The organism is Phyllobacterium sp. MT110, assembly GCF_058792715.1.
In genome coordinates, this window is sequence record NZ_JBXAFE010000001.1 from 564,504 (window position 1) to 577,648 (window position 13,145).

Genomic DNA, 13,145 nt, shown 5'->3' on the forward strand with positions numbered 1-13,145 from the left:
TTACTCGAAGCGTTCTGGCAGGTGTGAATCTTCCGCAAGGTCGGTGAACCGGGTGAATTCCGCCTGGAAGGCCAGCTTCACCGTGCCCGTCGGGCCGTGACGCTGCTTGGCGATGATGACTTCCGCCTTGCCCATGGCCTCCTTGAGGTCGGCCTGCCACTTGAAATGCTCCTCGGTGCCTTCCTTCGGCTCCTTGTTCTTGATGTAGTATTCGTCGCGATAGACGAAGATCACCACGTCGGCGTCCTGCTCGATCGACCCGGATTCGCGCAGGTCGGAGAGCTGCGGGCGCTTGTCTTCGCGGCTTTCCACCTGACGGGAGAGCTGTGACAGCGCGATGATCGGCGTGTTGAGTTCCTTGCCGAGCGCTTTGAGGCCCGTGGTGATTTCGGTGATTTCCTGAACGCGGTTTTCCGAAGCCTTTTTGGACGAGCCCTGCATCAGCTGGATATAGTCGATGACCAGAACGTCGAGGCCGCGCTGGCGCTTCAAACGCCGGGCGCGGGCGGCCAGCTGGGCAATGGAAATACCACCGGTCTGGTCGATGTAGAGCGGCACCTTCTGCATGTGCTGTGAGCAGGCGACGAGCTTTTCGAATTCGGCCTCGTTGATTTCACCGCGGCGGATTTTCGACGAACTGATCTCCGACTGCTCGGAAATGATACGCGTCGCCAGCTGTTCCGACGACATTTCGAGCGAGAAGAAGCCGACAACGCCGCCGTTCTTGGCCTTGATCGTCCCGTCCGCCAGCTGCTCGGACTCGTAAGCCGCCGCGATATTGAAGGCGATGTTGGTGGCAAGCGAGGTCTTGCCCATGCCGGGTCGTCCTGCAAGCACGATCAAGTCCGACGGCTGCAGGCCGCCCATGCGGTTGTCGAGGGAATGGATGCCGGTGGAAACGCCGGACAGGTGCCCGTCGCGCATGAAGGCGGCGTTGGCCATGTCGACGGCGGTTTTCACCGCATCGGTGAAGGTCTGGAAGCCGCCATCGTAGCGGCCGGTTTCCGCCAGTTCGAACAGGCGGCGCTCGGCATCCTCGATCTGGCCCTGCGGCGCCACGTCCACCGGCGCGTCATAGGCGATATTGACCATATCCTCGCCGATGGTGATCAGCGCGCGGCGCGTGGCAAGATCGTAGATGGCGCGGCCATAGTCCTCGGCATTGATGATGGTCACGGCTTCGGCGGCAAGGCGCGCCAGATACTGCATCACCGTCATCTCGCCGACTTTTTCCTCCACGGGCAGGAACGTCTTCAGCGTCACGGGATTGGCCATCTTGCCCATGCGGATCATGTCCGACGACACGTCGAAAATCTTGCGGTGCAGCGGTTCGTAGAAATGCACCGGCTTGAGGAAGTCGGAGACCCGGTAAAACGCATCATTGTTGATGAGAATGGCCCCGAGCAGCGCCTGTTCGGCCTCGATATTGTTCGGCGCTTCGCGGTAAAGCTTGTCCGCGTTTTCCCGTACCTCGATGAATTTGCGTGCTGCCTCAGCCATGGTATTTTTTCCCGTTCGAATTAACTATGGCCTTCGGCGTGAATCCTAAGCAATGGAGCATTGCCAAAGCACAGGCTTAACCCCGCTATCCACAGCGGCGGAAAAGATTGGCTTTATTTCTCACCTGATTCGCGCCTCGATGATTCTAAGCCATCTGGCAGCCCGTGGGGAGGCTTAAGCGCGTTCTCCTGCCAATGTCCACCGCGCACTTGGTAGAATACGCCGCCACGATGCGAAAACCGGGCGCGATTCATGCTTTGGCCCGCCGCGATCAGCACAATCGCGACGGGCCAATGGGTTTGCTGCGGCGGGCGTCAGCGTCCGGCCGCCGATTCCCGGTTGTCGACCTGGGTGTTGGCGCAGCTGCGCTCGCTTTCCAGCCGCTTCAGGCGTTTTTCTTCCTTCTCGATATAGTTGCGCGTCAGCGGTACCGATTCCTGCCGGTGCGCCAGCTGGATCTGGAACACCATCAGGTTCTGCCAGCGGAAGGCCGATTCCGATGCGGCGAGATAGAATTCCCACATCCGGCAGAAGCGCTCATCATAGATCGCCTTGGCCTTGTCGCGGTTCGCCATGAACCGCTCGCGCCAGATGCGCAGTGTGTCGGCATAGTGCAACCGCAGGATTTCGATGTCGGTGATGACCAGCCCCGCCTTTTCGATCTGCGGAAGCACTTCCGAGAGCGCGGGGATGTAGCCGCCCGGAAAGATGTACTTCTGGATGAAGGCATTGGTATAGGACGGCCCGTCCGACCGGCCGATCGAATGCAGGAGGAAAACCCCGTCCTTCTTCAACAGCCGCGCCGTATGCTGGAAATACTCGGCGAAATGCCCGACGCCGACATGCTCGAACATGCCGACGGAGACAATCCGGTCGAAACTGTCGTCGATGGTCCGATAGTCGCGCAGGTCGAAGCGAGCCTGTGTCGACAGGCCCTCGTCGATGGCCCGCTTGTTGGCGATGCCATGCTGTTCGTGCGAGAGCGTGACGCCCAGCACATTGGCATCGAGATGACGGGCGAGGTAAAGCCCGAGACCGCCCCAGCCGCAGCCGATATCGAGGGTCTTGTGGCCCTTTTCGACCAGAAGCTTGGCCGCGATATGCCGTTTCTTCGCCAGCTGCGCCTCTTCGATGGTCGCATCTGGATGCTCGAAATAGGCGCAGGAATACTGCATGTCCGGGTCGAGAAACAGGCGGTAGAGCTCTTCCGACAGGTCGTAGTGCCGCTGCACATTGCTGGATGAACGGGTGAGATTGTTCATCTGGTGCAGGCGGCGGGTGGCACGGCGAATGCCCTCCAGCGCCAGCATCCATGGCTCGCGTGCCGCGGTGGCGCCGGTGTTTTCAAAGATGATCTTCAGCACGTCGTAGATATCGCCGTCGAGAACATCGAGTTCGCCGTTCATATAGGCTTCGGCGAAATGCAGGGAGGGATCGAAGGCAATCCGCCGTTCGGCCGCAGCCGTGTTGATGCGGAAGTGGATCGGTTCTCCGGTCCCGTCACCAAAGGTGCGCTTCTGGCCGGATGAGTCAGTAATCGAAAGTGTACCAGTGTGGATGAGCCGCGAAAGCGCAGCCCTAAGAATGGCATTCATGAACAATCTCCATCATTGACGATAGAGCTCGGCCATTATGAGGCTCGGGATTGAGCCAAGGTCGGGCGTGGGTAGGATAAACAAATTTACCCGTTTTTTTGATTCTGCAAAGCAAAAAAACACCCGGCATCTCTGCCGGGTGTTTCATGGTAAAGCAAACACCACTCCTGCGAGCGGTTTTTGCTTTGAAATCAGGCGTTTTCTTCGCCTTCTTCGTCTTCGTCGAAGAATTCGTCGGAAAGCGGTGCTTCTTCAATGCCATAGATCGCTTCGGCGGAGGTGAGGTCTTCACCCTTTACCTGACGCTCGGCTTCATCGGCCGTACGGGCAATGTTGATCGTGACGGTTGCTTCAACTTCCGGATGCAGAACCAGAACGATCTTGTGCAGGCCGATCGTCTTGATTGGCGTGTTCAGTTCAACCTGGTTGCGGTTGATCGAGAAACCTTCCGCCGTGATCAGGTCGGCAATGTCGCGGGTCGTTACTGAACCGTAGAGCTGACCGGTTTCACCGGCGGAGCGGACAGCAACGAATGTCTTGCCGTCGAGCTTGTCGGCGATCGCCTGGGCTTCGGTCTTGCGCTCGAGGTTGCGGGCTTCGAGCTGGGCGCGCTGGCCTTCGAACTTCTTCTTGTTGGCTTCGTTGGCACGAAGCGCCTTGCCCTGCGGCAGAAGGAAGTTACGGGCAAAGCCGTCCTTTACCTTGACTGTTTCACCCATCTGGCCGAGGCGGCTGATGCGTTCGAGAAGAATGACTTCCATGTGAGTTTTCCTTTCAAGTTCAATTGTCGTTATTGGGTGGGGTATCGGTATTCACAGCCTTCGAAACCGGCGCGTTGCGCGATGTGTCAAACAGACCGGCGAGAAGGAAGACGAGAAGCGCAAAAATAAAGAGAAACACGGCGAGATAGGCGAACCACAGCGCAAACGGCCGCCAGGTGGCGCCGCGCGTGCGGGCATGCAGCATGCCGAAGCCGGCCATGACGAACCCGGCGCCGAGGGCACCGGCAACCGCCGTTGCCGCGTAGCCAGGACCGCCCGGCAGGAACGCAGCGGCACAGGCGACGGCAAAGACGACAAGCGCCGGGCGCGGCATGCGCAGGGCACGCGGCCAGTCGTCCCGCGGGCGGCGCAGCTTGCCCGAGGCAGCCGTCAGGCGCAGGGCGATGTAGAGATTGGCGATGATGACGCACAGCCACGCGGCGGGCTGCAGGGCCGGCAGGACGCGCACGACGAATTGCGCCATGCTCTGCGTCAGGTCGGCATTGGCCGCCAGTTCCGGATTGCTCACGGCCAGCTGCTGGGTCAGCGCCTGCGCCAGCTGGCGGGCAAAATCTTCGCTGAAGCCGATCATGACGCCGATGACGATGAAGGCGGCGGCGACTACAAGCGCCAGCCGCAGCAACGTATCGGCGAGGGGATACCAGACATAGACGTCCTTGGGTCCGCCGATCTCGGCGGCCGGACGGGCAAGGCCGGTGAAATAGGCGCCGACTGCGGCGGGCAGGGCGGTGATGAGCACGACGACGACGGCGGCCGTCGGGGCGGCGATGACGGAGACCGCAACAGCCACGGTCAGCGCGGCGATGAAGCCGCAGGCCGTGCCCCAGCCCAGCGCCGCAACAAAGATCGGCAGCGGCGAAAGCAGCAGCAATATCATGGCAAGGCTGGAATTCACGATAACACCGGTCGTCAGCAGCGCAGCCGCAAGGCCCGCCAGCACACCAATGCCGATATCTGTTCCAGTCAGTTTCATGTCGCTCGCTGTCCTGCTTGTTGAAGCAGTTAGAGGTGGTTTTTCAACCGATCCCTCAACTTGGGTTTTCTGGTGTGCCTGACCGCGCCCATCGCGGAAGGCTGTGTTGCCCCGGAGGGCAGAAGGCGGCGGGACGAAATCCTGCCGCCTCCGATAGTCTTACTTTACAACGTATGGCAACAGGCCGAGGAAACGGGCGCGCTTGATCGCCTGGGCGAGTTCGCGCTGCTTCTTCTGGCTGACAGCCGTGATACGGGAAGGAACGATCTTGCCACGCTCGGAAATGTAGCGCGACAGGAGCTTGATGTCCTTGTAGTCGATCTTCGGCGCATTGGCACCCGAGAACGGGCAGGTCTTGCGGCGGCGATGGAACGGACGGCGGGTCGGGATCTGATTGATATCAACCATTATTCTGCTCCTTCACCGGCTTCGTTGTCACGCGGGCGGCGTGGACGGCGCGGACGATCGTCATCACGGCCACCGAACTTGTCGTCGCGTTCGCGGCGATCGTCACGGCGTGCAAGCATGGCCGACTGGCCTTCTTCGTGCTCTTCAACGCGGATCGTCATGAAGCGCAGAACGTCTTCATTGATGCGCTGCTGGCGCTCAACTTCGGCAACGGCGGCTGCCGGAGCATCGATGTTGAGAAGCGAGTAATACGCCTTGCGGTTCTTGTTGATGCGATAGGTCAGGGCGCGGAGGCCCCAGCTTTCAATACGCCCGACTTTGCCGCCATTGGCCTCGATGATACCCTTGTACTGTTCTACAAGCGCATCGACCTGCTGCTGCGAAATGTCCTGTCGAGCAAGGAACACATGTTCATAAAGAGCCATTGTCTTTGCCTTTCTTCGTTAATATTGCCCGGAATCAACGGTAAACCTCTGCGAATCTCTCTGCCGGGTGACCGGGGAAGAAAGGACGCTGATGGAGACGATCGAGAGCGGAGACACGGGAGGCTGAAGCTTTTACGCTTCCACGGATCGAAATCCGGCCCTCCGTTCAGCCCCCAGCTGACGCCGAGCAATGAACGGGCGGCTTATACGGGCAAATGGCAAAAGACGCAACCCGCCATGGACGTTTTATATTGCAACGCGACATGCCGGGCGGTTTATTCTTTGTTCTCACCCCCCTCTGGGCTGCCGCCCATCTCCCCCACAAGGGGGGAGATCACATCGGCATCGATTATCTCGCTCAACTTTCACCCTTGAAGATTAGCTGAAACAGCTGTGAAAGCTGATCTCCCCCCTTGGGGGGGAGATGTCCGGCAGGACAGAGGGGGGTTGGAACAGCCAAGCTGTTGTTTTATAAGAAATTCACCACCAACTTATCCAACACGTTCCGTCCTCGCTTATCCTTCTCGTGTCCTTTCCGGCGGGAATGCTTCCGGAAACCTTCGCAAGTCGGGAAAGGATCGGCGCTTCGGCTTCACAGTGAGGAAAACCTGTGCGGCCGGGGAGGTTTGGCTCAATGGTGGACCATTGGGCAAAAACTTGAAAACGCCGGGGCGGGTGGTCCTTGGATCGCAAGCATTGCCTACCAGAATACCCAAGACCCGCGTTCCAGGGACCGCCCGTCTTTCCCACCTTTCAACAGCCAGACGCGACAGCGGGCGTGGCGCTGAAAACCCGTTATTCCGCCTATTATAATGTGCATGTGCGGCCGCTACGGCGCATGAAAGCTTGACTTCGGGCTTGCCGATAGGCACATCGCGCGGCAGATTGACGACGATAAAGCAGAAATCCGGAGGCACGCCCCATGTCCATAGCATTCACCTTCCCCGGTCAGGGCAGTCAGGCCGTCGGCATGGGCAAGGCATTGGCCGACAATTTTGCCGAAGCCAGGGCGGTGTTCGACGAGGTCGACGATGCGCTTGGCGAAAAGCTCACCGCCATCATCTGGGACGGCCCGGAAGAAACCCTGACGCTGACCGCCAATGCGCAGCCGGCCCTGATGGCGGTGTCCATCGCCGTCATCCGCGTGCTGGAAGCGCGCGGCGTGTCGATCAGGGACAAGGTCGCCTATGTCGCCGGTCATTCGCTCGGCGAATATTCGGCGCTGTGCGCTGCCGGAACATTCTCGCTCGCCGATACGGCGCGGCTCCTGCGCATCCGCGGCAATGCCATGCAGCAAGCGGTTCCCGCCGGGGCTGGCGCCATGGCCGCCATCATCGGGCTTGAGCACGAGGTCGTCGCCGCTGTCTGCGCCGATGCGGCGCTCGAAGGCCCGGTGCAGATCGCCAATGACAATGGCGGCGGCCAGATCGTCATTTCCGGCTCGAAGGCGCCGGTCGAGGCGGCCGCGGCGCTGGCGACGGAACGGGGCGCCAAGCGCGCCATCATGCTGCCGGTCTCCGCACCTTTCCATTCCGCGCTAATGGCACCGGCCGCCGATGCCATGCGCGAGGCGCTGGCCAATGTGGCCAAGCACGATCCGGTGGTGCCGCTGATCGCCAATGTGCGCGCGGCTCCGGTGACGTCGGCCGATGAAATCGCGGCGTTGCTGGTCGAGCAGGTGACGGGCCAGGTCCGCTGGCGCGAAACGGTCGAATGGTTCGGCGCCAATGGCGTAACGACACTTTACGAAATTGGCGCAGGCAAGGTTTTGACCGGCTTGGCACGCCGCATCAACAAGGACATTTCCGGTGTCGCCGTCGGCACGCCGGATGATATTGACGCGGCCGTTGCCGCGCTGAACGTTTGAACGGAAGGGATTGAGCAATGTTTGACCTGACAGGCCGCAAGGCTCTCATAACCGGCGCCAGCGGCGGTATCGGCGAATCCATTGCCCGGGCGCTGCATGCGCAGGGCGCCATTGTCGGCCTGCACGGCACGCGCGTCGAAAAACTCGAGGCGCTGGCAAACGAGCTTGGCGAACGGGTCAAGATTTTCCCGGCCAACCTGTCGAACCGCGATGAAGTGAAGGCGCTGGGCGAAAAGGCCGAAGCGGAGCTCGAAGGGGTCGAAATCCTCGTCAACAATGCCGGCATCACCAAGGACGGCCTGTTCGTGCGCATGAGCGATGCCGATTGGGACAATGTGCTGGAGGTCAACCTGACCGCCGTATTCCGCCTGACCCGCGAACTGACCCATCCGATGATGCGCCGCCGCTATGGCCGCATCATCAACATTACTTCCGTTGTCGGCGTGACCGGCAATCCGGGCCAGACCAACTATGTCGCGTCCAAGGCCGGCCTTATCGGTTTTTCCAAGGCGCTCGCGGCTGAGATCGCCAGCCGCAACGTCACGGTCAATTGCGTTGCGCCCGGTTTCATCGAATCGGCCATGACGGACAAGCTGAACGACAAGCAGAAGGAAGGCATCATGTCCGCCATCCCGATGCGCCGCATGGGTACGGGCGAAGAGGTGGCTTCCTCCGTGGTCTATCTCGCCAGCAACGAGGCTTCCTACGTCACCGGCCAGACGATCCACGTCAACGGCGGCATGGCGATGATCTGAGCCAGGTCAGGTCAGCCTGTATTCCAAAACCCCGGGCGGAAACGTCCGGGGTTTTGTTTTTCACGGCACCAGGGTCCTCACCCTAGACTATTGTAGAATTGATTTTTGCCTGAATTATTTCGACCATCAAAACAATTATACCAAGAACATTTCGAGGAGGAAATTGTTTTGAAAAAACCCATATGGAACGCTTTCGTTTTATCTCTCATTCCGATTTTCACGTCCGCTTGTAACAACGACGAAAAATCAGCAAGCGCTGGTACGGGAACCTATTCTGCCAGCGCTCCGGCTACAGGCGGCCAAAACACTATCGTTCCGGCTCAAGCCAGCCAAAACACTGCCGCTCCGTCTCAAGCCATCCAAACCACAGCTGCTCCGGCTCAAATCATCCAAACCACAGCTGCTCCGGCTCAAATCATCCAAACCACTGCCGCTCCGGCTCAAGTCAGCCAAAACGCTGCCGCTCCGGCTCAGGTCAGCCAAAACACTGCTGCGCCTGCGTCGAATCAGGCCAAGCCGGTGGTGGAACCGTCGGGCGGGGCATATGCGACGATTTCGCCGGCGTCCCCGGTTCCGAATATCGCGCAGCCTCCCGCGGGGGGCGGTGAGCCTAAGCCGGATAAAGTGGATGCCCGCAAAGCAGATGCAGGCACTGACGAAAAGCATGCAGTTGACCCTGCCGATGTTCGTGCCGCCAATCTCGTTGCGCAAATGTCGCTCGATGAGAAGCTGCAATTCATCCACACCGATCACAAAACTATGGGTGATACCGGCGGGGGCGGGGCTGGGCACATTCCGGGGCTGCCACGACTCAATATTCCGGAGCTGACCATAGCCGACTCATCGTCGGGCTCGGGCGCGTTAAGGCTCGCCAGCACGACTTTCCCGGCAACGCTTGCTGTTGCGGCAAGTTGGGATGAAAAACTTTCTTATGATTACGGTGTTGAAATCGCCAAACAACTGCGCGCGCAGGGTTACGGCATGGGGTTGGGTGGCGGCGCCAACATGGTCCGTGATCCACGTTCGGGTCGCATTTTTGAATATCTGGGAGAGGATCCGTTTCTTGCAGGCAAGCTTTTGGCATGGCGTACAAAAGGCACCCAGAGCCAGCAGGTGATTGCAACGATCAAACATATAGTGGGTAATGAACAGGAGGCTTATCGCGCGACTGGCAGCAGCACGATCGATGAACGCACGCTGCGAGAGATTTACATGCTGCCCTTCGAGATTGCCGTTCGGGAGGCCGAGCCGGGCAGCGTCATGTGCGCGTACAACAAGCTCACGCTTGATAAATATCCCGCTGATATATTTGCTTGCCAGCATTATCACACGTTGACAGAAATTCTCAAGAATGAGTGGGGGTTCAAAGGGCAGGTTCAGACTGATTGGCAAGCCATACATTCTACCGCTGACGCGATCAATGCCGGTGTCGATGAGGAAGAGGATTGGCAGGCGGCTACTTTTTTTCTTCCCGCTAATGTGAAGCCGCTTCTGAATGACGGAACCATCTCCATATCCCGTCTGGACGATATGGTACGGCGCAAGCTGCGAACCATGATCAAGGTCGGTGTCATGGACAATCCGCCAGTCGATAACAAAGTCGCCGACTTCAAACCAAAAATCGATTTTGATAGCGGTGCAGCCGTCGCGCAACGGGTGGCTGAAGAATCGATCGTTCTGCTTAAAAATCGGGAACCACAAGCGCCACTCAGTGCCGCACCAAATGCACACCTCCTGCCATTGAACGCGGTGAATCTGAGAAAGATCGCGGTTATTGGCGCCCATGCCGATGACGCAGTCTTGTCCGGGGGTGGTTCTGGAAGCACCAGACACCCGGTTGGGGGCAGTTACGGCACGTGTGGGAAAGTGAAACTACATAGAGATGGCAGCTGCGGCTGGTGGGCTATTCCGTGGACGCGGGTACGAACGTCGATCCTTCAGGCAATCAAGGATATTGTGCCGGACGCTGACGTAAATTATGGCGGAAACAGCGACCGTGATCAGCCGTTTCGTCCCTACACGGCACAAGAAATAGATGATGCCGTCAATCTGGCGAGCACATCGGACGTGGCAATTGTCGTTGTCGCTCAGCCCTCCGGTGAGGACGTGACCTCGCTCTCGCTCAGTTTGAGCGTTGTTCACGATGACAAAGACAATCCCAGCAATCAAGACGAATTGGTAACGAGGGTAGCCGCTGTCAATAAAAACACGATCGTCATTATCGAAAGTGGAAATCCTATCCTGATGCCTTGGATCGATAATGTGGCAGCTGTACTGGAAACCTGGTATCCTGGTGAAAACGGCGGACCGGCTATTGCGAATATCTTGTTCGGCAAGATCAACCCTTCAGGAAAACTGCCGATTACCTTTCCGAAAATGGAAATTGACACCCCGACAGGTGGTGGAGCCTGGTCTGAAAATCCGGTTTATTCCGAAAAACTTGAGGTCGGATACCGCTGGTACGATGCAAAAAGCGTAACGCCATCGTTTGAATTCGGCTTTGGTCTGTCTTACACCAGTTTTTCGTATTCGGAATTGCGGGTGGATACGGACGGAACGGATGGCACGAAAACAGTGTCCTTTTCAGTTGAAAATACCGGTATGGTTTCCGGGAAAGAGGTGCCGCAAGTCTATATTCAGTTTCCTTCAGCAGCGGGGGAGCCGCCTAAACGGCTTGTCGGTTGGGAGAAAGTTGATCTGAAGCCTGGCGAAAAGAAAAAGTGACTGTTAAAGTCTTACCTCGAACGCAGAGCATCTGGGATATCGATAAGAATACATGGAAACTGGTGCCGCCCAGCAAAGTTATGGTGGGTGCCTCATCACGCCAGATCAAACTGGAGCTTTGAACTGCGACAACGACTGATTGCATCAAGCAGTTCACTCGTTCCTTTGGTCATGCGTATTCAGCCCGGCTGCACCTTTGCGCCGGGCGTTTACGTCGCAATCACATTTATGCGATTGAGACCGTGAATAAAGCGTGATAAGTCGCGCACCAAGTCAGGGTGTCAAATCGATTTGATGCCTTTTCCATTCCGTGAGGAAGAAGTGGCTGGGATGAGGGGTTTTAGCTGTTAAACAAGGCTGACCTGCCATCTTATTGCTTGATTAGAGTCATCCGTGCCGCTAACCAAGGCATGGAGAAAAACAAACAGGTTGAGGTTTCCACATGAGTGATACTGCAGAACGCGTCAAGAAAATCGTTATTGAACATCTGGGCGTTGATGCCGAGAAAGTCACCGATGGTGCGAGCTTCATCGACGATCTGGGCGCAGACAGCCTTGATACTGTCGAGCTCGTGATGGCTTTCGAAGAAGAATTCGGCGTTGAAATTCCTGATGATGCTGCCGAGACAATTCTGACAGTCGGCGATGCCGTCAAGTTCATCGACAAAGCACAAGCCTGATTTTCATTCGGCCCGGCAGCGCAGGAATTTTGACAGGCGGCAGATTGCCTTTGTCGGAACCTGCGCAGGGCCCTTGGAAAACATCATGCTGAATATGACATTGAAGGATCGGCCATGAGGCGCGTTGTCATAACCGGCCTTGGGCTGGTTTCTCCTCTTGCATCCGGTGTTGAGCACACATGGTCCCGCCTCCTGGCTGGCCAGAGCGGTGCCCGGCGGGTCACAGAGTTTGAAGTTGAAGATCTGCCTTGCAAGATTGCCTGCCGCATTCCAGTCGGCGATGGCTCCGATGGCACATTCAATCCGGACGATTGGATGGAGCCGAAGGAACAGCGCAAGGTTGATCCCTTTATCATTTATGCCATGGCTGCTGCTGATCAGGCGCTTGCCGATGCCAAATGGGCACCGGAAAGCGACGAGGATCAGATCGCCACGGGTGTTCTCATCGGCTCGGGTATCGGCGGTCTCGAGGGCATTGTCGAAGCCGGCTATACGCTGCGCGACAAGGGTCCGCGCCGCATTTCGCCGTTCTTCATTCCCGGACGTCTGATCAATCTGGCTTCCGGCCAGGTCTCCATCAAGCACAAGCTGCGCGGCCCGAACCATTCGGTTGTCACCGCCTGCTCGACCGGCGCGCATGCGATCGGCGATGCATCGCGTCTCATCGCCTTCGGTGATGCCGATGTGATGGTTGCCGGCGGAACGGAATCGCCCGTCAGCCGCATCTCGCTGGCCGGCTTTGCCGCCTGCAAGGCCTTGTCCACAGCCCGCAACGATGATCCGACGGCGGCCTCGCGTCCCTACGACGATGACCGCGATGGTTTCGTCATGGGCGAGGGTGCCGGTATCGTCGTGCTGGAAGAGCTCGAACATGCGCTGGCCCGCGGGGCGAAGATTTACGCCGAGGTCATCGGCTACGGCCTGTCCGGCGATGCCTACCACATCACCGCTCCGTCCGAGAGCGGCGAGGGTGCGCAGCGCTCCATGGAAATGGCGCTGAAGCGCGCAGGCATTACCCCGGATCAGGTCGACTACATCAATTCGCACGGCACATCGACGATGGCCGATACGATTGAGCTGGCGGCCGTTGAACGTGTTCTGGGCGATGCCGCTCCGAAAGTGTCGATGTCGTCGACAAAGTCTTCCATCGGTCATCTCCTGGGTGCAGCTGGTTCGACCGAAGCCATCTTCTGTGCGCTGGCCATTCGCGACAATGTCGCTCCGGCCACGCTCAATCTGCACAAGCCATCGGTCGAGACAAAGATCGATCTGGTTCCGCACAAGCCGCGGCATCGCACCGTCGATGTGGCTCTTTCCAATTCCTTTGGTTTTGGCGGTACCAACGCTTCGCTGGTTTTGCGGCGTTATCAACAGTGATTGAAGCAATGGCGGAAGCGTTTTCGCGCTTTCGCCATATTCACAATCAGAATAATACCG

The 13,145-nt window shown here is 58.3% G+C and carries 11 protein-coding genes; 5 read left to right on the forward strand and 6 right to left on the reverse strand.

What is annotated here, in order from left to right; translation table 11 throughout:
- The 6 genes from AC1Q5O_RS02810 to rpsF all read right to left on the reverse strand — a co-directional run bounded on the left by AC1Q5O_RS02810 (position 1) and on the right by rpsF (position 5,683).
- Positions 1-1,500 (reverse strand): replicative DNA helicase, encoded by a 1,500-nt coding sequence (locus AC1Q5O_RS02810; RefSeq protein WP_464659795.1) that lies wholly within the window; start codon positions 1,498-1,500, stop codon positions 1-3.
- Between the two features lie 314 nt (positions 1,501-1,814).
- A complete protein-coding gene (locus tag AC1Q5O_RS02815) occupies positions 1,815-3,095 on the reverse strand; it encodes a cyclopropane fatty acid synthase (RefSeq protein ID WP_492561837.1) in 1,281 nt (426 codons plus the stop codon).
- A 191-nt stretch (positions 3,096-3,286) separates the two neighbouring features.
- The gene (rplI, locus tag AC1Q5O_RS02820) at positions 3,287-3,856 is read right to left on the reverse strand and encodes a 50S ribosomal protein L9 (RefSeq protein WP_288194111.1); all 570 of its coding nucleotides are present in this window, start codon (positions 3,854-3,856) and stop codon (positions 3,287-3,289) included.
- Positions 3,857-3,875: 19 nt separating this feature from the next.
- A complete protein-coding gene (locus AC1Q5O_RS02825; protein WP_464659800.1) occupies positions 3,876-4,850 on the reverse strand; it encodes a DUF2232 domain-containing protein in 975 nt (324 codons plus the stop codon).
- A 159-nt stretch (positions 4,851-5,009) separates the two neighbouring features.
- A complete protein-coding gene (gene rpsR, locus AC1Q5O_RS02830) occupies positions 5,010-5,258 on the reverse strand; it encodes a 30S ribosomal protein S18 (protein ID WP_027229803.1) in 249 nt (82 codons plus the stop codon).
- On the reverse strand, positions 5,258-5,683 hold the full coding sequence (rpsF, locus tag AC1Q5O_RS02835) for a 30S ribosomal protein S6 (RefSeq protein ID WP_105735802.1): 426 nt from the start codon (positions 5,681-5,683) through the stop codon (positions 5,258-5,260). The genes rpsR and rpsF overlap by 1 nt, the downstream gene beginning before the upstream one ends.
- A gap of 922 nt (positions 5,684-6,605) precedes the next feature.
- On the opposite strand from rpsF, the gene fabD reads away from it, so the two are divergent.
- From fabD to fabF, 5 genes are all read left to right on the forward strand, one after another.
- The gene (gene fabD / locus AC1Q5O_RS02840) at positions 6,606-7,550 is read left to right on the forward strand and encodes an ACP S-malonyltransferase (RefSeq protein ID WP_492561838.1); all 945 of its coding nucleotides are present in this window, start codon (positions 6,606-6,608) and stop codon (positions 7,548-7,550) included.
- Between the two features lie 17 nt (positions 7,551-7,567).
- Positions 7,568-8,305 carry a 3-oxoacyl-[acyl-carrier-protein] reductase gene (gene fabG / locus AC1Q5O_RS02845; protein ID WP_403172153.1) on the forward strand — a complete coding sequence of 246 codons (738 nt, stop codon included), beginning with the start codon at positions 7,568-7,570 and terminating at the stop codon, positions 8,303-8,305.
- Positions 8,306-8,410: 105 nt separating this feature from the next.
- The gene (locus tag AC1Q5O_RS02850) at positions 8,411-11,029 is read left to right on the forward strand and encodes a beta-glucosidase family protein (protein ID WP_492561839.1); all 2,619 of its coding nucleotides are present in this window, start codon (positions 8,411-8,413) and stop codon (positions 11,027-11,029) included.
- Between the two features lie 442 nt (positions 11,030-11,471).
- The gene (locus tag AC1Q5O_RS02855; RefSeq protein ID WP_008128530.1) at positions 11,472-11,708 is read left to right on the forward strand and encodes an acyl carrier protein; all 237 of its coding nucleotides are present in this window, start codon (positions 11,472-11,474) and stop codon (positions 11,706-11,708) included.
- Between the two features lie 114 nt (positions 11,709-11,822).
- Entirely contained in the window at positions 11,823-13,085 is a 1,263-nt protein-coding gene (fabF, locus tag AC1Q5O_RS02860; protein ID WP_223611243.1) for a beta-ketoacyl-ACP synthase II, read from the forward strand.
- Positions 13,086-13,145 lie beyond the last annotated feature (60 nt).

Coding starts and splice junctions, on each gene's coding strand:
- AC1Q5O_RS02810 (WP_464659795.1), bottom strand. CDS start 1,500: ATGGCTGAGGCAGCACGCAAATTCATCGAGGTACGGGAAAACGCGGAC.
- AC1Q5O_RS02815 (WP_492561837.1), bottom strand. CDS start 3,095: ATGAATGCCATTCTTAGGGCTGCGCTTTCGCGGCTCATCCACACTGGT.
- rplI (WP_288194111.1), bottom strand. CDS start 3,856: ATGGAAGTCATTCTTCTCGAACGCATCAGCCGCCTCGGCCAGATGGGT.
- AC1Q5O_RS02825 (WP_464659800.1), bottom strand. CDS start 4,850: ATGAAACTGACTGGAACAGATATCGGCATTGGTGTGCTGGCGGGCCTT.
- rpsR (WP_027229803.1), bottom strand. CDS start 5,258: ATGGTTGATATCAATCAGATCCCGACCCGCCGTCCGTTCCATCGCCGC.
- rpsF (WP_105735802.1), bottom strand. CDS start 5,683: ATGGCTCTTTATGAACATGTGTTCCTTGCTCGACAGGACATTTCGCAG.
- fabD (WP_492561838.1), top strand. CDS start 6,606: ATGTCCATAGCATTCACCTTCCCCGGTCAGGGCAGTCAGGCCGTCGGC.
- fabG (WP_403172153.1), top strand. CDS start 7,568: ATGTTTGACCTGACAGGCCGCAAGGCTCTCATAACCGGCGCCAGCGGC.
- AC1Q5O_RS02855 (WP_008128530.1), top strand. CDS start 11,472: ATGAGTGATACTGCAGAACGCGTCAAGAAAATCGTTATTGAACATCTG.
- fabF (WP_223611243.1), top strand. CDS start 11,823: ATGAGGCGCGTTGTCATAACCGGCCTTGGGCTGGTTTCTCCTCTTGCA.